22 protein-coding genes are annotated in these 23,717 nt (G+C 68.3%); 4 read left to right on the forward strand and 18 right to left on the reverse strand.

All coding sequences use genetic code 11. The annotated features are described in order from the left end of the window. Positions 1 to 87: 87 nt before the first annotated feature. The 16 genes from D7X12_RS16730 to D7X12_RS16805 all read right to left on the reverse strand — a co-directional run bounded on the left by D7X12_RS16730 (position 88) and on the right by D7X12_RS16805 (position 15,637). Positions 88 to 1,986 carry an ATP-binding protein gene (locus D7X12_RS16730; RefSeq protein WP_120626266.1) on the reverse strand — a complete coding sequence of 633 codons (1,899 nt, stop codon included), beginning with the start codon at positions 1,984 to 1,986 and terminating at the stop codon, positions 88 to 90. Between the two features lie 101 nt (positions 1,987 to 2,087). After that, a complete protein-coding gene (gene rplS, locus D7X12_RS16735; RefSeq protein ID WP_120626267.1) occupies positions 2,088 to 2,498 on the reverse strand; it encodes a 50S ribosomal protein L19 in 411 nt (136 codons plus the stop codon). Between the two features lie 117 nt (positions 2,499 to 2,615). Then, positions 2,616 to 3,353, reverse strand: a complete 738-nt coding sequence (trmD, locus tag D7X12_RS16740; protein WP_120626268.1) for a tRNA (guanosine(37)-N1)-methyltransferase TrmD — start codon at positions 3,351 to 3,353, stop codon at positions 2,616 to 2,618. Next, positions 3,350 to 3,895 (reverse strand): ribosome maturation factor RimM, encoded by a 546-nt coding sequence (gene rimM, locus D7X12_RS16745; RefSeq protein WP_120626269.1) that lies wholly within the window; start codon positions 3,893 to 3,895, stop codon positions 3,350 to 3,352. Before rimM ends, trmD begins: the two co-directional genes overlap by 4 nt. Further along, positions 3,892 to 4,176, reverse strand: a complete 285-nt coding sequence (locus D7X12_RS16750) for a KH domain-containing protein (RefSeq protein ID WP_120610712.1) — start codon at positions 4,174 to 4,176, stop codon at positions 3,892 to 3,894. The genes rimM and D7X12_RS16750 overlap by 4 nt, the downstream gene beginning before the upstream one ends. A 23-nt stretch (positions 4,177 to 4,199) precedes the next feature. Further along, entirely contained in the window at positions 4,200 to 4,460 is a 261-nt protein-coding gene (gene rpsP / locus D7X12_RS16755) for a 30S ribosomal protein S16 (protein WP_014397299.1), read from the reverse strand. Between the two features lie 100 nt (positions 4,461 to 4,560). After that, positions 4,561 to 5,691, reverse strand: coding sequence for a dual-specificity RNA methyltransferase RlmN (gene rlmN, locus D7X12_RS16760; protein WP_120626270.1), 1,131 nt, complete (start codon positions 5,689 to 5,691; stop codon positions 4,561 to 4,563). An 88-nt stretch (positions 5,692 to 5,779) separates the two neighbouring features. Next, positions 5,780 to 6,595, reverse strand: coding sequence for a siderophore-interacting protein (locus tag D7X12_RS16765; RefSeq protein ID WP_120626271.1), 816 nt, complete (start codon positions 6,593 to 6,595; stop codon positions 5,780 to 5,782). A gap of 170 nt (positions 6,596 to 6,765) precedes the next feature. After that, positions 6,766 to 7,197 (reverse strand): nucleoside-diphosphate kinase, encoded by a 432-nt coding sequence (ndk, locus tag D7X12_RS16770; protein WP_120610708.1) that lies wholly within the window; start codon positions 7,195 to 7,197, stop codon positions 6,766 to 6,768. 38 nt (positions 7,198 to 7,235) lie between these two features. Then, positions 7,236 to 8,135, reverse strand: coding sequence for a succinate--CoA ligase subunit alpha (sucD, locus tag D7X12_RS16775; protein ID WP_120626272.1), 900 nt, complete (start codon positions 8,133 to 8,135; stop codon positions 7,236 to 7,238). A 31-nt stretch (positions 8,136 to 8,166) separates the two neighbouring features. Beyond that, positions 8,167 to 9,327, reverse strand: coding sequence for an ADP-forming succinate--CoA ligase subunit beta (sucC, locus tag D7X12_RS16780; protein ID WP_120626273.1), 1,161 nt, complete (start codon positions 9,325 to 9,327; stop codon positions 8,167 to 8,169). 313 nt (positions 9,328 to 9,640) lie between these two features. After that, positions 9,641 to 10,447 carry a succinate dehydrogenase iron-sulfur subunit gene (gene sdhB, locus D7X12_RS16785; RefSeq protein ID WP_120626274.1) on the reverse strand — a complete coding sequence of 269 codons (807 nt, stop codon included), beginning with the start codon at positions 10,445 to 10,447 and terminating at the stop codon, positions 9,641 to 9,643. Between the two features lie 87 nt (positions 10,448 to 10,534). Beyond that, entirely contained in the window at positions 10,535 to 12,412 is a 1,878-nt protein-coding gene (sdhA, locus tag D7X12_RS16790; RefSeq protein ID WP_120626275.1) for a succinate dehydrogenase flavoprotein subunit, read from the reverse strand. Between the two features lie 230 nt (positions 12,413 to 12,642). Beyond that, positions 12,643 to 13,587 carry a malate dehydrogenase gene (gene mdh, locus D7X12_RS16795; RefSeq protein ID WP_120626276.1) on the reverse strand — a complete coding sequence of 315 codons (945 nt, stop codon included), beginning with the start codon at positions 13,585 to 13,587 and terminating at the stop codon, positions 12,643 to 12,645. A 29-nt stretch (positions 13,588 to 13,616) separates the two neighbouring features. Next, positions 13,617 to 14,912 carry an NADP-dependent isocitrate dehydrogenase gene (icd, locus tag D7X12_RS16800; RefSeq protein WP_120626277.1) on the reverse strand — a complete coding sequence of 432 codons (1,296 nt, stop codon included), beginning with the start codon at positions 14,910 to 14,912 and terminating at the stop codon, positions 13,617 to 13,619. A gap of 173 nt (positions 14,913 to 15,085) precedes the next feature. Next, a complete protein-coding gene (locus D7X12_RS16805) occupies positions 15,086 to 15,637 on the reverse strand; it encodes a sensor histidine kinase (protein WP_120626278.1) in 552 nt (183 codons plus the stop codon). Positions 15,638 to 16,048: 411 nt separating this feature from the next. Between D7X12_RS16805 and D7X12_RS16810 the strand changes: the two genes are divergently transcribed. Both D7X12_RS16810 and D7X12_RS16815 read left to right on the forward strand, forming a co-directional pair. Beyond that, positions 16,049 to 18,199 carry a hypothetical protein gene (locus D7X12_RS16810; protein WP_208719087.1) on the forward strand — a complete coding sequence of 717 codons (2,151 nt, stop codon included), beginning with the start codon at positions 16,049 to 16,051 and terminating at the stop codon, positions 18,197 to 18,199. Positions 18,200 to 18,211: 12 nt separating this feature from the next. Continuing rightward, positions 18,212 to 18,955, forward strand: a complete 744-nt coding sequence (locus tag D7X12_RS16815) for a heme oxygenase-like domain-containing protein (protein WP_120626280.1) — start codon at positions 18,212 to 18,214, stop codon at positions 18,953 to 18,955. A 110-nt stretch (positions 18,956 to 19,065) separates the two neighbouring features. On the opposite strand, the gene D7X12_RS16820 is transcribed toward D7X12_RS16815, so the two are convergent. Continuing rightward, positions 19,066 to 20,898, reverse strand: a complete 1,833-nt coding sequence (locus D7X12_RS16820) for a bifunctional 3-(3-hydroxy-phenyl)propionate/3-hydroxycinnamic acid hydroxylase (protein WP_439329373.1) — start codon at positions 20,896 to 20,898, stop codon at positions 19,066 to 19,068. 350 nt (positions 20,899 to 21,248) lie between these two features. Between D7X12_RS16820 and D7X12_RS16825 the strand changes: the two genes are divergently transcribed. Beyond that, positions 21,249 to 21,977 (forward strand): class I SAM-dependent methyltransferase, encoded by a 729-nt coding sequence (locus tag D7X12_RS16825; protein WP_120626282.1) that lies wholly within the window; start codon positions 21,249 to 21,251, stop codon positions 21,975 to 21,977. 107 nt (positions 21,978 to 22,084) lie between these two features. Then, entirely contained in the window at positions 22,085 to 22,285 is a 201-nt protein-coding gene (locus tag D7X12_RS16830) for a hypothetical protein (RefSeq protein WP_120626283.1), read from the forward strand. A 58-nt stretch (positions 22,286 to 22,343) separates the two neighbouring features. Here D7X12_RS16830 and D7X12_RS16835 read toward each other — a convergent pair whose 3' ends face one another. Next, a complete protein-coding gene (locus D7X12_RS16835) occupies positions 22,344 to 23,669 on the reverse strand; it encodes a cytochrome P450 (protein ID WP_208719089.1) in 1,326 nt (441 codons plus the stop codon). Positions 23,670 to 23,717: the final 48 nt, after the last annotated feature.

Consider the following 23,717-nt stretch of genomic DNA (forward strand, 5'->3'; position numbering starts at 1 on the left):
GCACGTCACGGCCCACCCCGGCTGCGCCCAGGTGGCGGGCGGCGCCGTTAACGTCTAGCCGCTGCCAGGAAGGCCCTGCGGCAGCGGCTAGACGTTAACGGTGCCGTCCGACATCTGGGCGAAGCCGGGGTGGGCGGTGACGTGCAGCACCTGCGTCAGCGTGCCCAGGTGCTTGAGCATGCGCGCCACGAGCGGCAGCTTCGCCTCGTCCACGCCGGTCAGCACGTCGTCCAGCAGGAAGGGCCGCTTCACCCGGGCGCAGGTCTTCTCCACCACCGTCAGGCGCAGCGCCAGGTAGTAGAGGTCCAGGTCCTTGGGGGGCAGCTCGCCCACCGGGATGCGGCTGTTGGCCGTGAGGGCGAAGGCGTTGCCATCTCGGTCCCACTCCACGCCCTGGTAGCGCCGGTCGGTGAGCGCGGTGAGGTACTGCACGCAGCGGTCCTTCAGGAGCGCCTGCACCGACAGGAGGTCGGAGGTGAGCACGTCCGCGGCCTGCGCCAGCACCAGCGGGGACGGATCCTCCAGCGGATCCACCGGGGCCGCGGTCGCCACGCCGCCCACGACCACGGGGGCCGGTGGCGCCTTGGCCAGCGCGATGGACTCCTTCAGGCGGCCCAGCTCCCGCTCCACCTCGCGCAGGTCGCGCACGTAGGTGCCCTTGGCGGTCAGCTCCGCATTGAGCGTCTCCTGCTCCGCGCGCAGGTCCTGCGCCTGGCGCAGGGCGTCCTGGAAGTCGGGGGACGCCTCGAACTCCTCCAGCTGCGTCTGCAGCTCCCCCAGGCGGATGCCTAGCAGATCCTTGCGCTCCAGCGCGGGGGGGATCTCGTCGAGCGTCTCCACGTTCAGGGCCTTGAGGGCCATGCGCACCGGTGCGTCCTCGAGTTCGAACTCGTCGAGGATCTTCTTCTCCCGCGCGCCCTTGCGGTTGTCCTTGGTCCCCTTGCGCGTGGCCTTCTGCAGGTCGTCCACGTAGCGCAGCGCCATCAGCGCGGCCGTCCCAAAGGCCGGGATGTTGAGCAGCGCCAGGTAGCGCCACATCGGGCCCACGGTGAAGCCCAGGCCCACGCTGACTCCCAGGAAGAGCACGCCGGAGCCCAGGCCGCCCCAGAAGTAGCGGTTCTTGGTGAGCGGCGGCACGTAGACCACCGCGTCCGCCTCCTCCGCGTCGCGGTCCGTCTCCAGCCGCGCCAGCGCTTCATCCCGCCGCGCCACCGCCTTCGGGTGCCGCTTCACGCGTGAGAGGATGTCCTGCGGCAGGCCCAGCGACTCCGGCGTGGGCGCCGCGCGCCACGCGGCCTCCGCTTCCGCGATGGCCGTCTTGAGCCCCTCGCCGCCCTTGAGCTTCGAGTCGGCCTCGAAGATGAGCGACGACAGCTCGTCCACCTTGAACTGGAGCTGATCCACCTCGCGCGAGACGATGACTTCCTTCTCCAGCGCCTTCACCTTCGCCTCGGCGGCGGGGATGTCCGCCGCGGGCTGAACGGCGCTGGCGTTCGCGAGCGACGGCGTGCTGCCGGAGGCCTTCGCGGCGGCCGCCTTGGGCGACGACTTGCGGGGCCGGCGCGAGGGCAGCATCACCAACTGGAGGCAGTACACCTGTTCGAAGGTGGTGCGAGGCGGCAGGCCCGCCTGGCCACGCAGGTACTGGTTGATCTCCCCCGTGTCCGAGGACATCAGCTCCGGCTGGCTGGTGGTGGGGTTGAGCCGGTGCAGCGACCCTGAACCGCCCAGCTCGCGCAGCACCCGGTACGTCATCCCGTCCTGGCCCACGAACGTCAGCGCGGCCTTGCCGGAGCGCCCGCTCGAGCCCGCGAAGCTTGCGTCCCCGCCCCGGCCATCCGAGTACAGCAGCGACAGCGACAGGCCCGCAAGCGGCAGCACGTCCGCCGTCGGCGGCTTGAGGATGAGGTACCCGGTCTTCAACGGGAAACGGCCGGCGGGCGAGAACCCGCGGACGTTTTGGATGGCAACCTCGACGAAGTGCATGGCGCGCGCAGTCTAGCCCGAACGAAAAAAGGAGCGTCCAGTGACGGACGCTCCTTCTCGCACGCGGCCGCGAAGGCCGCGAGAGGGTTTCTGGGGACCTACTAGCCCGGAGCGACGGCGGAGGCAGCAGCCAGCTTCGCGGCCTTCTTCGCGGCGCGCTCCGGATCCACCTGCACGTCGACGCGAGAGGCCTTGCCCTTCAGGTCGCGGAGGTAGAAGAGGCGCTTGCGGTTCACGTCGCCGCGGGTGAGGACCTCGATCTTCTCGTAGCGGGGGCTGTGCAGCGGGAAGATGCGCTCCACGCCGACGCCGAAGGACATCTTGCGCACGGTGAACGTGGCGCGGTTGGTGCCCTTGGTCTTGCGGATGACCACGCCCTCGAAGGCCTGCACGCGCTCCTTCTCGCCTTCCTTGACCTTCCAGTGGACGCGAACGGAATCACCCGTACGGAACTGGGTGAGGTCCTGGCGCAGGAACTTGTTTTCGACGTGCTGAATGAGGCTGCGGCGCATGACGACTCCAAAAAGCGGAACTTGACGCGTAGGACGCGTGGAAAGAGCGGGCCGTACTAGCAGAGACGGCCGTGTCGGACAAGCCCGCTTCGAAGGGTTCCGCGAGGACGCGCAGGGTTACAACTCTTCCTCACCCCTGGCGAGCAGTTTCTGATCCGCCTTGCCGAACTCCAGGCGCGAAAACAGATCCGGGCGGCGCTCCTGCGTGAGCTTGATGGCCTTCCAGCGGCGCCAACGTGCGATCCTGGCGTGATCGCCGGACTGGAGGACGGCCGGCACCTCGACCCCCCGGAAGACGGGCGGCCGGGTGTAGTGCGGGTACTCCAGCAGGCCCTCTTCGAAGCTCTCCGCGACGGACGACGCCTCGTTGCCCAGGACGCCCGGCACCAGCCGCGCCACCGCATCCACCACGGCCATGGCGGCGATCTCACCGCCGGTGAGGACGAAGTCGCCCAGGGACACTTCTCCGTCCAGGAACGGCATCACCCGTTCGTCCACGCCCTCGTAGCGGCCGCAGACGAGGATCAGCCCGGCCTCGTGCCGCACCAGCTCGCGCGCCGTGGCCTGGGTGAAGACGGGACCCCGTGGGGTCATCAGGAGCACCTTCGCACCCGGCAGGTGCGCCCGCGCGGCCTCGATGGCGGCCACCAGGGGTTCGGGCTTCATCACCATCCCGGCGCCGCCCCCGTAGGGAGAGTCGTCGGTGACGTGGTGCTTGCCCACGGCGTGCTCCCGCACGTCGGAGATCGTGACGGAGAGCAGCCCCTTCTCCTGCGCCTTCCCGAGGATGCTCGCCCCCAGGTAGCCAGAGATCATCCCCGGAAACAGCGTGAGGATCTCCACGGGGTAGCTCACCCCGCGTCTCCGTCGTCGCGTCCCTCGACCTCCAGATATTCGGGGGGACGGATCACGATTCTGCCCGCCGCGATGTCCACCGACGGAACGAACTCGTCCGCGAAGGGCACCACCAGCTCGGGACGGCCGGGCGTGCGGATGACCAGGTTCGGCACCTCGCCGGTGGCCCAGACCTCCTCCACCGTGCCCAGCGCCGCGCCCTGCTCGTCCACGGCGACAAGCCCCACGAGGTCGCCCTGGAAGAACTCGCCCTCCTCGGGCGGCTCCAGGTCCTCGCGGTAGACGAGCACCTTCGAGCCCACCAGCGCTTCGGCGGCGGCGCGGGTGTGCACGCCCTCGAAGCCCAGCAGGTCTTCCTTGTTCGCGGGGCGGTAGGACTCCACCACCATCTCGCGCTCCTCACCGGAGCGCAGCCGCAGGCGGACGCGATCCAGGGTGCTCATGGTCTCCGAGGCGGGGTCGAAGCTGCGGACCGCCACCTCGCCCTTGAGGCCATGCGCACGGGCCACGTAGCCCAGCTCCAGACACGGCGAGGTGTTCACCGGGCAGCGTCCGGAGCAGGCGTCGCCGGCGGGGAACCCGGGGCGCGCCGATCATCGAGAATCTCCAGGCGGACCTTCTGGCCCTGCTTCTGGGCGGCGACATTGAGCAGTGTCCGGAGGGCATTCACGGTGCGCCCATCACGGCCAATGACCTTGCCGACGTCCTCGGGGGCGACCTTCAGCTCATAGAGCTGGCCGCCATCCGCCTCGGAGATGCGCAGGGCGACCTGGTCCGGTGAATCGACCAGGGCCTTCGCCAGATACGTGAGCAGCGGCTCCACGTCTTGTCCAGACGGGGGCGGGCTCAGGCGGTGGTCGCCGGGGCCTGCTTCTTCGCCGTCTTGATCAGGTCCGCGACCGTCTCCGAGGGCAGCGCGCCGCTCTTGAGCCAGTAGTTCAGCCGCTCCTCGTTGAACTGCACCTTCGCGGGGCTGTGGTTGGGGTCGTAGGAGCCGACCTGCTCCAGGAACTTGCCGTCACGCGGGCTGCGCGAGTCGGTGGCAACCACGTGGTAGTACGGCATCTTCTTGGCGCCCGCGCGGGCAAGACGGAGGACAACGGCCATGGAAATCTCCAGCGAACAGGTGACTTCAACTACAACAGGCGGAGGGGGGCGCTCTTAGCGCCCCTACATCGGGATTGTCAAGGAAGCTCGGGTGCTTATGTCACGTCGGGGCTTCCGCGGTCGCTTCGCCCCGGTTGGCGAGCTGCCCACAGGCCCCGGCGATGTCCCGGCCCCGGTTCCTGCGGATGTAGGCCGCGACGTGCGCTTCGGCGAGGATGGCGCGGAACTCCTCCGCCCGCTCCTCCCCGGTGGTCTGGAACCCCAGGCCCGGGTTCTCGTTGTACGGGATGAGGTTCACCTTCGCCGGGATGTCGCGCAGCAGCTCCTTCAGCCGGTGCGCGTCCTCGTCGCTGTCGTTGAACCCCTTGAGCAGCACGTACTCGAAGGTGATGCGCCGGCCCTGGCGCAGCGGGAACTTGCGGCACGCGTCCAGCAGCGCGGCGATGTTCCACTTGCGATTCACCGGCATCGTCTTGCTGCGCTGCTCATCCGTGCTGGCGTTGAGCGAGATGGCCAGCTTGACGTCCGTCTCCACGCCGAAGCGCTCAATCATCGGCACCAGGCCCACGGTGGAGACCGTGATGTGCCGGTGGCTGAAGTTGGGCCCCTCCTGGGACTGGAGGATGGAGAGCGCCGTCTTGAGGTTTTCGAAGTTGTGCAGCGGCTCGCCCATGCCCATGAACACCAGGTTCGTGAGCGGCCGGAGCGTCTCCAGGGACTCGTTGCGCCGCACCTCGCGGTTCACCGCGTGCACCTGGGCGACGATCTCCCCCGCCGTCAGGTTGCGCTTGAGCCCCAGCGTGCCCGTCATGCAGAAGGTGCACGCCATCGCGCAGCCCACCTGGGTGGACACGCAGAGCGTCTTGCGGTCCTCCGAGGGCATGTAGACGGACTCGATGAAGCGCCCATCGCGCGTCTTGAACCGGTACTTGATGGTGCCGTCGACGCTGCGCTGCTCCAGGTCCTTCTCCAGCGGGACGATCTCCGCCTGGGCCTTGAGCTTCTCGCGCAGGCCCTTGGAGAGGTCCGTCATCTCCTCGAAGGAGGTGGCCCCGCGCTGGTGGATCCACCGGTAGAGCTGGGAGGCGCGGAACGGGCGCTCGCCCAGCTGCTCGCTCAGGAACAGCGCGAGCTTCTCACGAGACAGGCTGGCCACGTCGACCAGCTTGGCGGGCGTCGGCGCCGGCAGGGGCTCGGTGACGGGAAGAACTGTGGCGGTGGGCTCGGACATCGTTCAGTCAGGCCTAACGGAAGGCAGCGGGGCGTGCTTCCCACAAGTAGGCACGGCAAGTCAAAGGAGGGCACGCCCCCTTCCCTGCCTACCCCTTGGAGTCGTGGTGTTCGGCGGTGCCGCGCTTCCAGTAGCCCGTCACCCGCATCCACTCCTTGTTCAGACCGCGCTCGGCCACCAGGTGTTCCCGGAGGGGCTTGAGCGACGTCGCCTCGCCGGCCACCCAGACGAAGCCGTCCCCAGGAGGCTGCGTCCAGGCCCGCAGCGCCTGCTCCAGATGGTTCGTGGTCCCCGCCTCCGCGGTTCCCCGGTGCAGCCAGGTGAGCTTCACGTCCGCCCGGCCGTCGATGCGCTGCTCCTCCGACGCATCCGCCACCTCGATGAACGCGAACGCGCGAGCGCCCGCCGGCAGCTCCTCCAGGCGGCGGGCGATGGCCGGCAGCGCGCTCTGGTCTCCCGCGAGCAGGTACCAGTCGAAGTCGTTCGCCACGTCGTGGGTGCTGCGCGGGCCTCCAATGCCCAGGAAGTCACCTGGCTTCGTGCGCTCGGCCCATTGCGATGCGGGACCTTCGCCGTGCAGCACGAAGTCGATGTCGAGCTCGCCCGCCTTCGCATCGAAGCGGCGCGGCGTGTAGTCGCGCGACGCGGGCTTCGCGAGCCCCTCCGGCATGGCCAGCCCGTTCGGGCCCACCACGGGCATGTTCGGCCGCTTCGCTCCCGGCTCCGCGAAGAAGACCTTCACGTGGTCGTCCGCACCCGGCGAACTGAAGCCCTCCAGCTCCGGACCGCCCAGCGTCACCCGCACCATGTGCGGCGTCAGCCGCGTCACCCGGAGGACTTCCAGCAGCCGCAACTTCACCGGGAAAGGCCCCCGGCGTCCCACGCGCTCGGAACCACTGCTCATGCGCTCTTCCTTGTCGATAGTGATTTGCATTATCGATATCAGGTGCCATGCCGGTGGGCAACCGGATCCATGGAGGCCGTGGGGCCGAAAAGACGACGGCCCGGGCCTGCGCCTTCGAGGGGCGCGGGCTCCGGGCCGGAGTCCTGTCCAGCGCTGGGCTGGATGAAGCGTTACGCCGAGTACGTCTGGATCTCGGTCTCGCGGAAGAAGTACGCGATCTCGTTCTTCGCGTTCTCCAGGCTGTCCGAGCCGTGCACCGTGTTCTGGTCGATGCTCTTGGCGAAGTCCGCGCGGATGGTGCCCTTGTCGGCCTTCTTCGGATCCGTGGCGCCCATGATCTCGCGGTTGGCGAGGACGGCGTTCTCACCCTCCAGCACCATCAGGACCACCGGGCCGGAGATCATGAAGGAGACCAGGTCCTTGAAGAAGGGCCGGGCCTTGTGGACGGCGTAGAAGCCTTCGGCTTCCGTCTGCGACAGCTGCTGCAGGCGGATGGCGACGGGCTTCAGGCCCTTCTCCTCGAAGCGGGAGATGACCTTGCCGATGACGTGGCTCTTCAGCCCGTCCGGCTTGATGATGGACAGCGTGCGCTCGATGGCCATGGAATTGAGTCCTCGTGTGGGTTCGCGGGGATGACGGTTCAGCGGTTCTTCTTGGGGGGGCCGCGCTTGACGACTTCCTGCAGCGTGGTGCCCAGCTCGGCGGGGCTCGCGGCCATCAGGATGCCCGCGGCCTCCATCGCCTTGATCTTCTCCCCGGCCGTGCCCTTGCCGCCGGAGATGATGGCGCCCGCGTGGCCCATGCGCTTGCCCGGGGGCGCGGACTGACCGGCGATGAAGCCGGCGATCGGCTTGGTGAACTCACGGGCCACGTACTCCGCGCCCGCCTCTTCGGCGCTGCCGCCGATCTCACCAATCATGATCACGGCGTCCGTCTCCGGGTCCGCCTGGAACAGCTTCAGCACGTCCACGAAGTCGGTGCCGTTGACGGGGTCGCCGCCAATGCCCACCGCGGTGGACTGGCCCAGCCCCAGCTGCGTGAGCTGGTGCACGGCCTCGTACGTCAGCGTGCCGGAGCGCGACACCACGCCGATGCGGCCCGGCTTGTGGATGTGGCCCGGCATGATGCCGATCTTGCACTTCGCGCCGGGGGTGATGACGCCCGGGCAGTTGGGACCGATGAGCCGCACGCCCTTGCCCTGCAGGTAGCGCTTGGCGCGGATCATGTCGTTGACCGGGATGCCCTCGGTGATGGTGATGATGAGGGCGATGCCCGCGTCGGCGGCCTCCATGATGGAGTCGGCGGCGAAGGGCGGCGGCACGAAGATGACGGACGTGTTCGCGCCGGACTGCTTGACGGCGTCGGCCACCGAGTTGAACACGGGGACCTTGCCCTCGAAGTCGGTGCCGCCCTTGCCCGGCGTGACACCGCCCACCAGCTTCGTCCCGTACTCCAACATCTGCTTGGCGTGGAACGAGCCGGCCGAGCCGGTGATGCCCTGGACGAGGACCTTCGTGTTCTCGTTGACGAGGATGCTCATGGCGTTCTTTCAGGAAAAGAGTGCGCGACGACTACTGGATCGCCGCCACGGCCTTCTCAGCCGCCTGGCGCAGGTTGTCCGCGGGAGTGATGGCGAGCCCGGAGTTGCGGAGGAGGTCCTTGCCCTTCTCCACGTTGGTGCCCTCGAGCCGCACGATGAGCGGGATCTTGAGCTGCACTTCCTTGGCCGCCGCGATGATGCCCTCGGCGATGACGTCGCACTTCATGATGCCGCCGAAGATGTTGACGAGCACCGCCTTGACCTGGGGATCCGCGAGGATGAGCTTGAAGGCCGCCGTCACCTTCTCCTTGCTCGCACCGCCGCCCACGTCCAGGAAGTTCGCCGGAGCGCCGCCCACCAGCTTGATGGTGTCCATGGTGGCCATGGCCAGACCCGCGCCGTTCACCATGCAGCCGATGTTGCCGTCCAGCGCGATATAGGCCAGGTCGAACTCCTTGGCCTGCGTCTCGCGGGGCTCCTCCTCCGCGAGGTCGCGGTACTCCAAGAGTTCCTTGTGCCGGTAGAGCGCGTTCTCGTCGAACGTCACCTTCGCGTCGAGCGCCACCACGCCGCCATCCTTCAGGATGACCAGCGGGTTGACCTCCACGAGCGCCGCGTCCGTCTCCATGAACATCCGGTAGAGCGCGGAGCAGAACTGCACGAACTTGTTCACCGTGGGGCCGGTGAGGCCCAGCCCGAAGGCCAGCTTGCGGCCCTGGAAGTCCAGGAAGCCCACCGCCGGGTCCACCGACTCGCGGAGGATCTTCTCCGGGTGGTGCTCGGCCACTTCCTCGATCTCCACGCCGCCCTCGCGGGACGCCATGAAGGTGATGCGGCTGGTGGCGCGGTCGAGCGTCACGCCCAGGTACAGCTCCTGGCCGATGGCGAGCCCTTCCTCGATGTAGACCTTGTGGACCGTCTGCCCTTCCGGGCCGGTCTGGATGGTCTTGAGCTTCATGCCGAGCATCTGCTTGGCGAGTTCCTTCGCCTCCGCGGGGCTCTTGGCCAGCTTCACGCCGCCGCCCTTGCCGCGGCCGCCCGCGTGGATCTGCGACTTCACGACGACGATGGGCGTGGCCAGCGACTTCGCCGCGGCCTCCGCCTCGTTGGGAGAGAGCGCGAGGATGCCGCGCGGCGTGGGCACGCCATACTTCCGGAAGATTTCCTTGCCCTGGTACTCGTGGATCTTCATCGAAGCTCCGGGTGGGACGAGGGGAGACGGGGACGGCCCGGACGGGGCGTCAACGCCGGCCCTCATTGCGCAGAAAACGACGCTTGGCAAGGCCGTTTGGCCTCCAGCGTCGTCGCAGGACACCTGCCCCGTCCCCGACATAACTCCCGGTGTCCGCGAGGATGAGCCCACCTACAGCGCCCTGCCGCTCGCTCAGGGGGTGGCCCGCCCGGAGCCAGGGCGGGCGTGCGGAAACGACCGCGGCCCCGCCCAGCACCCCGTGAAGGGGCGCTGACACGGGGCCGCGAAGGAAGCGCGAAGAGGCGCGGGAGGACTACCCCGGACCGCTGGACGCCTTCTGCTCCTCTTCCTTGAAGAAGATGTCCTTGATGATGAGCTTGGTCACCTCGCGGTTCATCACCGCGATGGAGGTCGTCAGCGGGATCTCCTTCGGGCAGACCTTCACGCAGTTCTGCGCCTTGCCGCAGTCCTGGATGCCGCCCGGGCCCATGAGGGCGCGCGTGCGCTCCTCGGCGTTGAGCTTGCCCGTGGGGTGCATGTTGAACAGGCGCGCCTGGCTGATGGGCGCCGCGCCGATGAAGTCGTTGTCCAGCGTCACCTGGGGGCACGCCTCCAGGCAGCTGCCGCAGGTGATGCACGTGGACAGCACGTACATCACGGAGTGGTCCTTCTGCGACTGGCGCGGGCCGGGGCCCAGGTTGTACGTGCCGTCGACGGGGATCCACCCCTTCACGCGCTTGAGCGACTCGAACATGCGCTCGCGGTCCACGGTGAGGTCGCGCACCACCGGGAACTTCTTCATCGGCTCCAGGGTGATGGGCTGCTCGAGCTTGTCCACCAGCGCGGAGCACGCCATGCGCACCCGGCCGTTGATGTTCATCGCGCAGCTGCCGCACACCTCTTCGAGGCAGGCGGCGTCCCAGATGACCGGGGCGACCTTCTTGCCGTCCGAGGTGACGGGGTTGCGCTGGATCTCCATCAGGCAGGAGATGACGTTGGCGCCCTTGGCGTAGGGGACCTTGAACTCGTCGAAGTGGCCCGGCTTGTTCGGGTCGTCCTGCCGCCAGATGCGGAAGGTGACGGTCTTGGTGCTGACGGCGCTGGCCTGTGCGGTGTCCATGGTGCTCGAGCCCTTCCCTTCACTGCCAAATCAGGTAGCGGAAACCCGCGCCGGAGGTGCGCGCGGGCCCGGAAAACAGTCACCCGCCTACGCGTACCAGCGCGGCTCGGGATCCAGCACCGGCGTCTTGATGTCCTCGTAGGAGATCTGCGGCCCCTGGGAGGCATAGCTGGCGATGGTCGTCTTCGCCCACTTCTCGTGGCGCTTGCGCCACAGGTCCATCCACTGCGGATCCTCGCGCGGATCCTTCGACTTGGGCTCGGGCAGGGAGAAGTCCGGCTTGTAGTGGGCGCCGCGGCTCTCGTCGCGCAGCAGCGCGCTGGTGGCGATGACTTCGCCCAGCTCCAGCATGTTCCACACCTGGTTGGTGTACGACAGCGCGCGGTTGGCGACGACGCCGGTGTCCAGCACGTTGACGCGGCTCCAGCGGTCCTTCAGGTCGCGGATGCGCTCCACCGTCTTCTTCAGGCGGTCGTTGTAGCGCACGACGGTGCAGTTCTCCGTCATCACGTCGCCCAGCTCCTTGGCGAGCTGGTACGGATTCTCCGGGCCGTTCATCTTCTTGATGGTGGCGAAACGGTCCTCCCAGTAGCGCTTCGCGTCGTTGAAGTACTTCTCCGGCATCGCGGACGCGCTGGTCGTCTGGTTCTTCGCGAAGGCCGCCATCGACGGGCCGCCGATCATGCCCGAGTAGATGCACGACAGGAGCGAGTTGGCGCCCAGGCGGTTCGCGCCGTGGAAGGCGTAGTCCGCCTCGCCCGCCGCGTACAGGCCGGGGATGCGCGTGGACTGGTTCGTCGGGCTGCCCTCCACGGGGGTCTGCGTGCGAGGGTCCGCCTCGAAGTTCACGTGCAGGCCGCCCATGGAGTAGTGCATGCCCGGGAAGATGACCATCGGCGTGTGGCGCGGATCATCTCCGACGAACTTCTCGTAGATCTCCATCACGCCCTTGATCTTCGCGTCGAGCGTCTTGGCCGGGATGTGCGTCACGTCCAGGTACACGCCGTCGCGCCCGCCCAGGCCCATGCCCAGGTCGCGGCAGACCATGAAGATCTCGCGTGTCGCGACGTCGCGCGGCACGAGGTTCTTGTACTTGGGGTACTTCTCTTCCAGGAAGTACCAGCGCTCGCTCTCCGGGATGTCCCGGGGGGCGCGCACGTCGCCCTTCTTGCGCGGCACCCAGACGCGGCCGCCCTCGCCGCGCACCGACTCGCTCATCAGGCGCAGCTTGTCCTCGCCCGGGATGGAGGTCGGGTGCACCTGGATGAACTCGCCGTTGGCGTACTGCGCGCCTTCCATGTACGCGCGGCCCGCGGCGGTGCCGGTGTTGATGATGGAGTTGGTGGAGCGCCCGAAGACGATGCCGGGGCCGCCCGTGGCGAGGCACACGGCCTCCGCCGGGAAGGTGCGGATCTCCATGGTGCGCAGGTCCATGGCCACGCTGCCGATGCAGCGGCCGGACTCGTCCTTCACCGTGCCCAGCCACTCCCAGTACTCGTACTTGACGACCTTGCCTTCCGCCTCGTAGCGGCGCACCTGCTCGTCCAGCGCGTAGAGCAGCTGCTGGCCGGTGGTGGCGCCCGCGAACGCGGTGCGGTTGTGCAGGGTGCCGCCGAAGCGGCGGAAGTCCAGCAGCCCTTCCGGCGTGCGGTTGAACGTCACGCCCATGCGGTCGAGCAGGTAGATGATGCCGGGCGCCGCGTAGCACATGCCCTTCACGGAGGTCTGCTCCGCGAGGAAGTCGCCGCCGCGCAGGGTGTCCTTCACGTGGATGTCCGGGTGGTCACCCTCACCCTTCGTGTTCACCGCGCCGTTGATGCCGCCCTGGGCACAGACGGAGTGCGAACGTTTGACCGGGACGAGCGAGAGCACGTCCACCTGGTGACCCGCCTCCGCCAGCTTGATCGTCGTCATCAGCCCGGCGAGACCGCCGCCCACCACCGTGAATCGCGCTGCTGCCGCCATCATCGTCTCCTTGACTGCCAGACGCCGGGCCTGCAGCCGATGGGTCGCAAAACCGCGCTTCGCGACACCCACCCGCTCCCGACCATCCAGTGCGAGTCCTACAGGCTAGTTAACTTGGAAAAATACCGCCGCAACGACGGTGGGCCGGGGGATAAGCCCGGATCATTCGCGGCATCAGGCGGCGGCCCGCCGGCAGCATCCGGCGGGCCCGACCGACCGATGCGGAAAGACTACAGCTTGACGAGTTCGACCGTCTGCTTCACCGACTCGTAGGACTTCTTCAGTTCGGCCTTCTCCGCGTCGTTCAGCTCCACGGTGATGACCTTCTCCACGCCGCCCGCGCCGATCTGCACGGGCACGCCGAAGAAGAAGTCGCTGATGCCGTACTGGCCCTTGAGCATGGCCGCGGCCGGCAGCACGCGCTTGCGGTCGAACAGGAAGCTCTCCGCCATGGCGATGGAGGAGGCGGCCGGCCCGAAGTAGGCGCTGCCCGTCTTGTACAGGCCCACCAGCTCCGCGCCGCCCTTGCGGGTGCGGTCGATGATGGCGTCCAGCTTGTCCTTGGCGATGAGCTGGGTGAGCGGCACGCCGCCCACGGTGCTGTGGCGCACGAGCGGCACCATGTCGTCGCCGTGGCCGCCGAGCACCAGCGCCTCCACGTCACGGATGGAGGAGCCCAGGGCCTCCGCCACGAAGCACTTGAAGCGGCTGGTATCCAGCACGCCCGCCATGCCCACGACCATGTTGTCCGGCAGGCCGGCGATCTTGTGGAGCGCGTACACCATCGCGTCCAGCGGGTTCGCGACGTTGATCACGAAGGCGTTGGGGGCGTGCTGCTTGATGTTGCCCGCCACGTCCCGCATGATCTTCAGGTTGACGTCGAGCAGGTCCTCGCGGGTCATGCCCGGCTTGCGGGGCACGCCGGCCGTGATGATGATCACGTCCGAGCCCGCCACGTCCTTCCAGTCCGTGGAGCCGGTGACGCGGCAGTCGTAGCCGTCCACCGCCGACAGCTGGTTGATGTCCAGCGCCTTGCCCTTGACCAGACCTTCGGCCGCCGGGATGTCGTAGAGCACGACGTCGCCGAGGTTCTTCTGGACCGCCAGCAGCGCCAGGTTGCCGCCGATCTGGCCGCCGCCGATGAGGCCGATCTTCTTCTTGCGATTCTGAGCCATGGTTTCGCCCTCCTGATTCGGGGTGGGAACTACATGTGCTTGATGATGGCCTGACCGAACTCCGAGCACTTCACCTCGGTCACGGTGTCCTTCGTCTCCAGCTTCATCAGGCGCGCGAAGTCGTACGTCACGGTGCGCGCGGCGATGGCGCGGTCCATGCCCTTGATGATCAGGTCCGCGGCCTCGTGCCAGCCCAGGTGGCGCAGCATCATCTCACCGGAAAGGATGACCGAGCCCGGGTTCACCTTGTCCTGATCCGCGTACTTGGGCGCCGTGCCGTGCGTCGCCTCGAAGACGGCGTGGCCGGTGACGTAGTTGATGTTGCCGCCCGGCGCGATGCCGATGCCGCCCACCTGCGCCGCGAGCGCGTCCGACAGGTAGTCGCCGTTGAGGTTCAGCGTGGCGATGACGTCGAACTCGTCCGGACGGGTCAGCACCTGCTGCAGGGTGATGTCCGCGATGGAGTCCTTGATGAGGATCTTCCCCGCGCCCACGGCCGCCTTCTGCTCGGCGTTGGCGGCGTCCTCGCCCTTGGCGGCCTTGGTCGCCTCCCACTGATCCCAGGTGTAGACCTTGTCACCGAACTCGCGCGCGGCGAGGTCGTAGCCCCACTTGCGGAACGCGCCCTCGGTGTACTTCATGATGTTGCCCTTGTGGACGATCGTCACGCTCTTGCGCTTCAAGTCCACGGCGTACTGGATGGCGGCGCGCACGAGGCGCTCGGTGCCTTCCTTCGACACGGGCTTGATGCCGATGCCCACGTCCGACGCGAAGCGGATCTTCTTCGCGTCCTTGGGGAACTCCGCCTGGAGCCAGCCCAGGAACTTCTTGGCCGCGTCCGTGCCGGCCTCGAACTCGATGCCCGCGTAGATGTCTTCCGTGTTCTCACGGAAGATGACCATGTCCACCTTCTCCGGCTGCTTCACCGGGCTGGGCACGCCCTTGAAGTAGCGCACCGGCCGCAGGCAGACGTACAGGTCGAGCATCTGGCGCAGCGCCACGTTCAGCGAACGGATGCCGCCGCCCACGGGCGTCGTCAGCGGGCCCTTGATGCCCACCAGGTAGGAGCGGAAGGCCTCGACCGTCTCGTCGGGCAGCCAGTTGTTCACCTGCTTGAAGGACTTCTCGCCGGCCAGGACCTCGTACCAGGAGATCTTCTTCTTGCCGCCGTACGCCTTCTCCACCGCCGCGTCGAACACGGCCTGCGAGGCCTTCCAGATGTCGCGGCCGGTGCCGTCGCCTTCGATGAAGGGGATGATCGGGTTCGCCGGCACGTTCAGCTTGCCGTTCTGCAGGGTGATCTTCTCGCCAGAGGGAGGCGCCATGAACGCAAACTCCTGATTGGGACCGTGTATTGGAGGCGGCGGATAGTCGAGAACCCGCCCCCGGTCGTCAAGGAGTTTGGCCGCGCGGGGCCGCGTTTGGGCACACCCCGGGTGCGCCGCGCTTATCGCAGCCAATGGTCTGAAAAGCGGGGCCGCGCTTCCGGGGCCGCCGGCTAGAAGCTCGCGAGGCCGGGCGCGGGGAGCTGGATGCTCACGCCCGTCCCCACCTCAAGCCGCTCCACCGACAGCTCGCCGCCCATCGCGTCCACCAGCTCGCGCGCGCGGGCGAGCCTCCGGTGGGTGCTCCCCACGCGCAGCGGGGACAGCACCACCGAGCGCAGCTCCCGTTCAGAGAGGGCCACGCCCGGCATCACCACCTGGAAGCGCGGGCCCACGTCCCCGAAGTCGTCCGGGGGATCCACCACCACCTTCACGGTGGAGGCCTCCGCCGTCGCTGTGTCCGTCGCGTGGGCGATGAGCAGCAGGAAGACCTGCTCCAGCCGGCGGCGGCTGACCCGGGCCATCACCGGCTCGTCGGGGACCTCCAGCACGACCTCCACGCCGTGCAGCCGGCGCGTGGCCCCCAGCAACCCCAGGGCGTCGCGCGCGGACTGCGCCACGTTCACCTGGAAGACGTCCGGGAGATCCACCGACTCCAGACCCTGACCCACGGGCGGCGGCACCTCGTCACCCGGCGAGCCCTTCGCATCGAGCGCTGCGCTCATTCGCGTCTCCCCTCCCCTGACCCTGGAACGCCCACCATAACGGCCGCCTCCGACAGTCGTCCATTGCCCGGCCGACCATTGCCCGCCCCTCGACATCGATTCTCAGATTCAGTTTTGGCGGCTTTACAGCTATGCGCCATCTTGCCGGTGAAGATGCGCCTCTGGGTGCGTATTACTCCTCGGAAACCCCGTAGAACCGTGGTCGGTCATGACCCTGGGTGAGTCATCGGGCGGCCCTGAAAAACAGCCAGGGTATATAAATTCGATTTGACTGTTACGGACGAACTCCTCATGATGGGTCCACAGAATCCAGAGCCGTCAGCGTCTTCATCGGATCAGGGAGGAAGTGTTGTGCTCGCAACATCGCCGACCATGAATGGTGTCGCTGCTCGCAAAAGGGGAGTCCTGACGATGGATGGAGGGATCCCGGCGTCCTCGAAGTTCCGGTTTGCGGCCGAGTTCGGCAGTGGCGATGCGCTGCGCAACGTGATCCCCCTCCCTCCTGCTGAAGCGGCCCTGGACGACTCGGGCTATTCGCTGCACGGCACCGGCCCCACGGCCATCACCTGCGCGCTGGGCAGCCCGGACGCGGTGCTGGGCGAAGTGACCCGGCTGAGCCCCACGGTGGTGTGGGTGGCTCCGCGCGAGGCCCGGGTGGACACGTCGGAGGCGCGCACCTTCCCCCTCTACCTGTCCTTCAATGGCGTCACCGTCGGTCCCCTCAACGGCGCCTTCATCCACACGGATTCGGACGTGCCGCACGCCCCGGTGGGGCTGCAGCTGGTGGGCGTGACGCTGGAGCAGGGCCGGGAGATCCTCGCGTTCCTGGCGGACGCGCTGCGCCGGGGCATCGCGGAGCCGGCCGCGTCCGCGATGCCGGTGCAGGACACCATCGTGGACCCGGAGCGGATCCGCTCCATCTTCGGTGCCATCTGCGCCTCCGGGAACAAGGGCGTGCTGCGCCGCCAGGGCCGCGTGGTGCGCATGGTGCTGGAGTGCTTCCACCCCTCCACCGGGGAGCTGGAGTGGCGCACCGAGGAGCCCACCCCGGACTGGGGTGACCCGGCGTACGACATCGACGTCATCGGCTACAACTCCGCCTACCGCATGCGCGCGGAGACGGGCCGGGGCGAGGGCGACCGCCTCTTCACCACCCTGCCCCAGCAGCTGTTCCGCATCCGTCACCGCTGGCACCGCCGCGTCGCGGCGCCCGAGGGCGTGCGCGCGCGCTTCCACCACCCGCTCTGGCGGGAGCTGGGCCTGATGCGGCGCGAGGTGCTGGACCTCTCCTTCTCCGGCCTGTGCGTGCGCTGCATGCCGCAGGACCTGATGTTCCCGGGCCTGCTGCCGCCCCTCATCGAGCTGGAGCTGGGCGAGGGCCAGAAGGTGAGCGTGCGCGGGGAGATCCGCTTCGTCAGCAGCGTGCGCCCTGACGGCAGCGTGTTGTGCGGCCTGAGCGTGCTGCCCTACTCCTCCGACGAGGCGAGCTGGGTGCGCTTCGTGTCGCAGACGATGTCCCCCGCGACGCGCACCAGCGAAGGCCTGGTGGATCAGCTCTGGGATCTGTTCAACCGCTCCGGCTTCTTCAGCCTGGGCGGCAGCTCCCCGGAGGAGTTCGAGGAGCTGAAGCTCAACTTCGCGTCGCTCGCCAAGCGCGCCGCGGAGGTGCCGCAGCTGTTCTGCCAGGCGGTGTGGCCGTCCGAGCGCGGCATTGAAGCGACGCTGTCCTTCACCAAGCCGTACCGCCACGCGTGGCTGGGCCACCAGGTGGCGAAGCGGCCCGGCAAGCCGCCGCCGGGGGTGCAGGAGGCGGGGCAGATCATGCGCGACATCTACCTGCGCACGTTCGAGCACCCGCAGAGCGACCCGGACTTCCACTGGGTGATTGCCTACGTGGAGGCCTTGAACCCGTGGATCGCGAAGGCGCACGTGCGCTACGCGGAGCGCCAGATGGCGTCCGGTTCGGGCCTGGCGTACACGCGGAAGATCCAGAAGATGAAGGCGTTCAGCCACGAGCTGAGCGGCCGCGACCACCGCGAGTTCGAGGTGGGCCCCGCCACCGACGGCGAGCTGAGCCTGCTGGCCGCCTCCGTCGCCCGCCAGTTCCCGAACTGCTACGTGGAGTCGTTGGACCTGACGCGGGACCGGCTGGACATGACGCCCGTCACGCAGAAGTGGAAGAGCTTCGGCATGGAGCGCGAGCGCGCCATCCTCGTGGCCCGCCGCAACGGCATCCCCTATGCCGCCGCCGTGATGGAGCTGGGGCAGCTGGGCGCCAACCTCTTCCGCCTGCTCGACAACACCCGCATGTTCTCGCTCGTCGAGGACGGGACGCGCGCCTACGCGGCCCTGATGGACGCGGCCCGGCACTGGTACCTGGCGCGCCGCCGCCCCTCCTTCCTCTACCTGCGCGAGGACGAGGGCGGCAGCTACGTGCAGGAGTGCGGTCTGCACGACGGGCCGGACCCGTACATGTGGATCATCTCTTCGAAACTCGTTCCCGACTTCCTCGAGCACATCAGCGAACTCACCATCGGGCGCCGCGGTGCCCACTCACGTTGAGGATCACCCCCCATGAGCAAGCCCCTCGTCGATGAGCAGTACCTCCCCCACGTCTCCAACGTCCGCCACGTCCTGGCCTCCGGCCCCCACGTGACGACGCTGCTGGATCCGAACGTGGATCCCGCCCTGCTGGAAGGCTTCCTCATCCAGCTGTGTGCCCTGGGCGTGTACATGACGGAGCCCGTGGACGGGTGGATCCGCCGCGCCGGTGAGTCCTGTGTGCGCGTGGGCCTGGAGGAGGTGGGCAAGCAGCTCATCACCCACGCCAAGCACGAGGCCGGTCACCACCTGATGATGGTGGAGGACACCAAGAGCCTCGTGGCCGGCTGGAACAAGCGCCGCATGCCCCAGCTGGACGCGGAGCAGCTGCTCGCCCAGGCCCCCACGCCGGCCATGCAGGAGTACCGGCAGATCCACGAGGAGACCATCAACAGCGCCATGCCCGGCGCGCAGGTCGCCATCGAGTACGAGATTGAAAACCTGTCCGTGGTGTTCGCGCCCCGGCTCATCGAGCAGTGCAAGCGCGTGCTCGGCGATGACGTGATGAACTCGCTGACGTTCATCAAGGAGCACGTGGAGCTCGACGTGGGCCACACCGCCCTCAACGAGGTCATGCTCAACAAGCTGCTGGGCCAGGCGCCCGAGCACGCGGTCACCATCGGCAAGACGGGCGCGCGCGCGCTGGACATCTACCTGCGCTTCTACGGCGACTGCATGGAGAAGGCGAAGCGGATGATGCAGGTCGCCGCGGCCTGAGCCGGTGCAGCAACGCCGACGGGCGCCGAGGCCAGGAAGGCCGCCGACGCCCGTCAGGTGCTCCGCCCCTCAGGGCCGGTTCGAAACCCCAGGCTCCGCTCAAGCTCCGCTCAAGCTCCGAGCGATGAGACACGGCGCGGCACGCGGCTGCCCCGGCGCGTGAGCGGACGCACGGCCTGCTTCAGCGTGGCGTGGAGCTGCGCGACGCCCGCGCGGTTCGCGGAGCCGTAGACGTACCGGTCCGGCCTCAGGACGACGAGGTCGGCCGCGTGCTGGGCGAACCACTCGCCCAGCCTTCCGTCCAGGTCCACCACCTCGCCCGCGCGTCCCGCGCCGGAGCGCGCCGCGGGCGCCACCGACAGCCAGGTGCCGCCGATGTCCTCCGCCAGGGCCTTCGCGGCCTGCTGCACGTCGGCGGGCGCACCCGGCCGCGTCAGCACCGCGAAGCGCTGGCCGATGATGTCGTCGAGCGGGCGCTCGCCCTCCTCACCGTGCTCCACGCGCGGCTGCGGGAAGTAGGCCCCTTCCGCGGCCTGCTTGGACTTGCCGCGCTTTCCACCGAAGAGGAAGCCCTCCGCGTGGAAGAGGTTCGGCTTCATCTTGTACTCGCGGATGAAGGGGCCGGTGACGGGCAGCCGGTACAGCAGGTTGATGACCGCGTTGCGGGCGCGGGCCATGAGCGGGCCGCCCGACGCCAGCATCGACCCCAGCGCGTCCGACATGCGCATCATCTCCGCCGCGTGCGGCCGGCGCTCCACCTCGTAGGTGTCCAGGAGCGACGCGTCCGCCGCGCCCCCCAGGACATGCGCGAGCTTCCAGCTGAGGTTCATCGCGTCGCGCAGGCCGGAGCACAGCCCCTGCCCCAGGAAGGGCGGCATGAGGTGCGCCGCGTCCCCGAGCAGGAACACCCGGCCCACCCGCCACTTCTCCGCCATGCGGCTGTGGTAGGCGTACAGGTTGACGCTCTTCACCTTCACGGTGTCCGGATCGATGTACGGGGCGATGATGCTGCGCACGTACTCGGGGCTGCGCACGTACTCCAGATCCTGATCCGGCTTCACCACCGTGTCGAAGCGGATCTCGTCGTGCGCGGTGCGCGTCACGATGCCCACGATCTTCGGGCCGCACGGGTAGTAGGTGAAGTCCGGCGCCGACGACGTCGTCTCCACGGAGATGGCCAGCGCGTGCGCGAGCGCCGTGTTCCCCTCCAGCTTGAGGCCCAGCCGGCGGCGGATGCCGCTCTTCGCGCCGTCGCAGGCCAGCAGGTAGCGCCCGCGCAGGTTCGTCGTGCGGCCGGTGGCGGTCTCCTTCACGCGCACCGACACGCCGTCCTCGTCCTGCATGAAGGATTCGACTTCGTGGCCGCGCCACAGCGCCACCTGCGGGAAGCGCTCCATGCCGCGCAGGAGCGAGGCCTCCAGCCGGGGCTGGCTGAACAGCGACCCGATGAAGTGCCCGTTGGGCCGCTCCACCCGGGTGAAGTCCACCTCCGCGAGCACGCGCATCTCGTCGTCGACGTAGGACATCTTGAGGCACGGGTGGAAGCCCGGCCCCGCTTCGCCCGTGAGGCCGACGGCCTGGAAGATGCGCTGGGCTTCGTCGTCCGCGTTGATGGCGCGCGACTGGGTGTGGGGGACGGTCTCCTTCTCGATGACCACGGTGCGCAGGCCGTACTGCCCCAACAGGTTCGCCGCCATGGCACCCACCGGGCCGCTTCCGACGACGATCACATCAACAGATTCCGGAGCCATTACTCCCCTCCCGTTGTGTGCGAGCTGATCAGGATCCAACCGTGCGACCTGCCGACCGAAGCCCCCCTCGGTCGTAGTTAAGGCGACTGAACACCCCTTGCAACCCCGCTCCTGTATACGCGGGCACCGCGTGATCCGGGTCGCTGCCTTCCGGGCGCAGCCACCGCCCGGGCCGCCATGCATCCCGCCCATTTATTAAAACGCACCCTTCTGGAAACCTTGCATGTCTGCCCATGCCTTCTTGCGCGTTTTTCCCTGCGCGCACGGGTGAAGGGCGGCCGGACTGACTCCAGGGTCAACTTTTCCTGCAAGGCTTCAAAGTTGCGCAGCCACCGGATGATTTGATGTCTGGTTTGGAACCTTGCGCCAGTGCATGTGTGCCAATACGCCCGGTGTGCGCCTCTTGTGCGTCGCGCCAGACTGCGCGAAAGTGGCGGGGCCGTCTCCCCCTGTGCCCCTTGGAGCGCCCAGCGATTATGCCCAGACTGCAACTTTTCGAATTAGAGGATCAGCCCTGGTTCCCCAAGGTCCTCCGCCGCGGGGTGACGGACTTCCTGGCGTACGTCTGGAGCCTGTCGGACGACCGCTACGTGGAGTTCGTGCGGCGGCTGAAGGGCGCGATGGCGGCGATGGGCGAGACGCAGCTGCTGGACATGGCGTCGGGCAGCGCGGGGCCGGTGCCGAAGCTGCTGGAGATGCTGGAGACGCAGGAGAAGTACACCGCGACCGCGCTCCTGACGGACCTGTACCCGGAGGTGTCCGCGTTCGAGAAGGTGAAGGCCGCGCACCCGGGCCGCGTGGACTACGTGACGACGCCGGTGGACGCGACGGCGGTGCCGGCGTCGTTCAAGGGCTTCCGCATCATGTGCAACTCGTTCCACCACCTGCCGCCGGACATGGCGCGCAAGGTGCTGGCGGACGCGGTGGCGCAGCGTCGGGGCATCGCCATCATGGAGCTGGTGGAGCGTCGCGGGCCGGCCATCGCGATGACGGCGGCGGCGCTGCTCAACGTGCCGCTGGCGACCCCCTTCATCCGGCCCGTGCGCATGGACCGGCTGGCGCTCACCTACCTGATGCCGCTCATCCCCATCGCGGCGGCCTTCGACGGCGTGGTGTCCTGTCTGCGCACCTACTCCATCGAGGAGATGCGTGAGCTCACCCACGGTCTGAGCGACGACTACACCTGGGACATCGACCGGCTGACCAACGAGGGGAACCCGTTCGGCCTGATGATGCTCATCGGCCGACCAACCAATCCGTCGCAGGCCTGAGCCGGGTGTCGGAAGGCGGGCAGTGACGCCTCGGGCCAACGCGAGGCGTCGTGATTTCCGGTTTTGAAGGACGTTCAATGGGCGCTCCCTCAAGGAGGAGCACGCTCATGGAATGGCTCGAATTCAAGCGCTGGTCTCCGGAAGTCCAGCACGCGCTGGCACTGCAGGCGGCCCGGTTGGGCCAGACGGCGATGCACACCGAAGCGCCGCGCCCGTCCGCGACGATGCTCGCGGCGCACCGGCTGTGCACGCTGCTGCGTCAGTACCCGCGCACCAACCCCTGGGGCCACCCCGCCTCGGAGTGCTGAACCCGGAGCGCCCCGGCCCGTCCGTGACTCCACGGGCGGGGCCGGAGCGCCGGGTGCGTCAGGAGCCCGTGGGGGTCCACTCCACGCGCAGGTTCTGGATGGCGCGCAGGGTGAGGTTCTGCGTGGGGCGGAAGTCCGGGTTCGGCGCGAGCCGCAGGTCCGGCATCTGATCCAGCAGCAGGTTGGTGGCGATGAGGGCCTCCTGCCGGGCCAGGGGCGCGCCGATGCAGAAGTGGATGCCCCGGCCGAAGCTCAGGTGCGACGGGTGGTGGCGGGAGATGTCGAAGCGGTCCCCGTCCGGCAGCAGCGCCGGGTCGCGGCTTCCGGACGCGTAGAGCAGCAGCAGCCGCGAGCCCTTGGGCAGCGCGACGCCCGCGAGTTCCACGTCCTCCGTGGTGGTGCGGATCATCCCGTGCGAGACGGAGTCGTAGCGCAGCGTCTCCTCGATGAGGTGGGGCACCAGCGAGCGGTCCTCGCGCAGCCGCTGCCAGAGGCCGGGCTGGAGCAGGGCCTGCTTCCAGCATTGGGAGAGCATCGCGGTGGTGGTCTCATGGCCCGCCGCCAGCAGGCTGCCGGCGATGGCGATGATGAGCTCCGGCAGCGTGAGCGCCTCGCCGTCCGCGTCGGTGGTGACCATGTAGGTGGCCAGGTCGTCGCGGGGATCCTCGCGTCGGCTGGCGATGAGGCGGGCCACGTAGTGCTGGTAGGTGACCCAGCTTCGCGCCAGGGGCGGCTGCTCCTCCGCGGGGACGCGGGTGAAGATCATCCGGAAGAAGTCGTCGCACCAGCGCTTGATGTCCGCCATGTCCTCCTCGGGCACGCCCACCATGCCCAGGATGACCCGCACGGGCAGCGGGTACGCCAGCTGCGTCACCAGGTCCGCCTGGCCCTGGTGCACGAACGCGTTGATGAGGTCCTGCGTGACGGCCCGGATGGGGCCGTCCTGCGCGGCGATGCGCTGCGCGGAGAAGCCCCGCCCCATCAGCTTGCGCAGCCGGTTGTGCGTGGGCGGATCCGAACTCAACAGGCTCTCCGCCAGGGGGTAGCCCTCGGCGAGCACCGCGAGCGTCTCCGGGGCCAGCACCGAGCCGACGCTGCCCATGTCCGCCGAGGAGAAGCGCAACGGATCCTTCAGCACATGGCAGATGTCGTCGTAGCGGCTCACCAGCCACATCCCCAGCATGGGATTGAAGCTGACGGGCGCGTCCCGCCGCAGCTCCGCGTAGAACGGGTGCGGATCCTCGACGTGCGGCCCTGAGAAGGGATTGTACTGGGCGCCCAGATGGGGGCACTTCATCGCGCCGGTGGCCCTGTTGCCGTTCGCGTTGGGATGAACCACTTCGGACTGCGCTTCCACCTTCACTGCTTCCACTGCGTTACTCACCGAGAGCTCCAGAATGCCCCCCACGGTGAAACACTCTAGCTCGACTGC

This window comes from Corallococcus sicarius (genome assembly GCF_003611735.1).
GTDB lineage: Bacteria > Myxococcota > Myxococcia > Myxococcales > Myxococcaceae > Corallococcus > Corallococcus sicarius.

Excerpts from the sequence above, each read along its gene's own strand:
- D7X12_RS16730 (WP_120626266.1), bottom strand. The coding sequence starts at position 1,986 with ATGCACTTCGTCGAGGTTGCCATCCAAAACGTCCGCGGGTTCTCGCCC.
- rplS (WP_120626267.1), bottom strand. The coding sequence starts at position 2,498 with ATGCGCCGCAGCCTCATTCAGCACGTCGAAAACAAGTTCCTGCGCCAG.
- rpsP (WP_014397299.1), bottom strand. The coding sequence starts at position 4,460 with ATGGCCGTTGTCCTCCGTCTTGCCCGCGCGGGCGCCAAGAAGATGCCG.
- rlmN (WP_120626270.1), bottom strand. The coding sequence starts at position 5,691 with ATGTCCGAGCCCACCGCCACAGTTCTTCCCGTCACCGAGCCCCTGCCG.
- D7X12_RS16765 (WP_120626271.1), bottom strand. The coding sequence starts at position 6,595 with ATGAGCAGTGGTTCCGAGCGCGTGGGACGCCGGGGGCCTTTCCCGGTG.
- ndk (WP_120610708.1), bottom strand. The coding sequence starts at position 7,197 with ATGGCCATCGAGCGCACGCTGTCCATCATCAAGCCGGACGGGCTGAAG.
- sucD (WP_120626272.1), bottom strand. The coding sequence starts at position 8,135 with ATGAGCATCCTCGTCAACGAGAACACGAAGGTCCTCGTCCAGGGCATC.
- sucC (WP_120626273.1), bottom strand. The coding sequence starts at position 9,327 with ATGAAGATCCACGAGTACCAGGGCAAGGAAATCTTCCGGAAGTATGGC.
- sdhB (WP_120626274.1), bottom strand. The coding sequence starts at position 10,447 with ATGGACACCGCACAGGCCAGCGCCGTCAGCACCAAGACCGTCACCTTC.
- sdhA (WP_120626275.1), bottom strand. The coding sequence starts at position 12,412 with ATGGCGGCAGCAGCGCGATTCACGGTGGTGGGCGGCGGTCTCGCCGGG.
- mdh (WP_120626276.1), bottom strand. The coding sequence starts at position 13,587 with ATGGCTCAGAATCGCAAGAAGAAGATCGGCCTCATCGGCGGCGGCCAG.
- icd (WP_120626277.1), bottom strand. The coding sequence starts at position 14,912 with ATGGCGCCTCCCTCTGGCGAGAAGATCACCCTGCAGAACGGCAAGCTG.
- D7X12_RS16805 (WP_120626278.1), bottom strand. The coding sequence starts at position 15,637 with ATGAGCGCAGCGCTCGATGCGAAGGGCTCGCCGGGTGACGAGGTGCCG.
- D7X12_RS16810 (WP_208719087.1), top strand. The coding sequence starts at position 16,049 with ATGGATGGAGGGATCCCGGCGTCCTCGAAGTTCCGGTTTGCGGCCGAG.
- D7X12_RS16815 (WP_120626280.1), top strand. The coding sequence starts at position 18,212 with ATGAGCAAGCCCCTCGTCGATGAGCAGTACCTCCCCCACGTCTCCAAC.
- D7X12_RS16820 (WP_439329373.1), bottom strand. The coding sequence starts at position 20,898 with ATGGGCGGGATGCATGGCGGCCCGGGCGGTGGCTGCGCCCGGAAGGCA.
- D7X12_RS16830 (WP_120626283.1), top strand. The coding sequence starts at position 22,085 with ATGGAATGGCTCGAATTCAAGCGCTGGTCTCCGGAAGTCCAGCACGCG.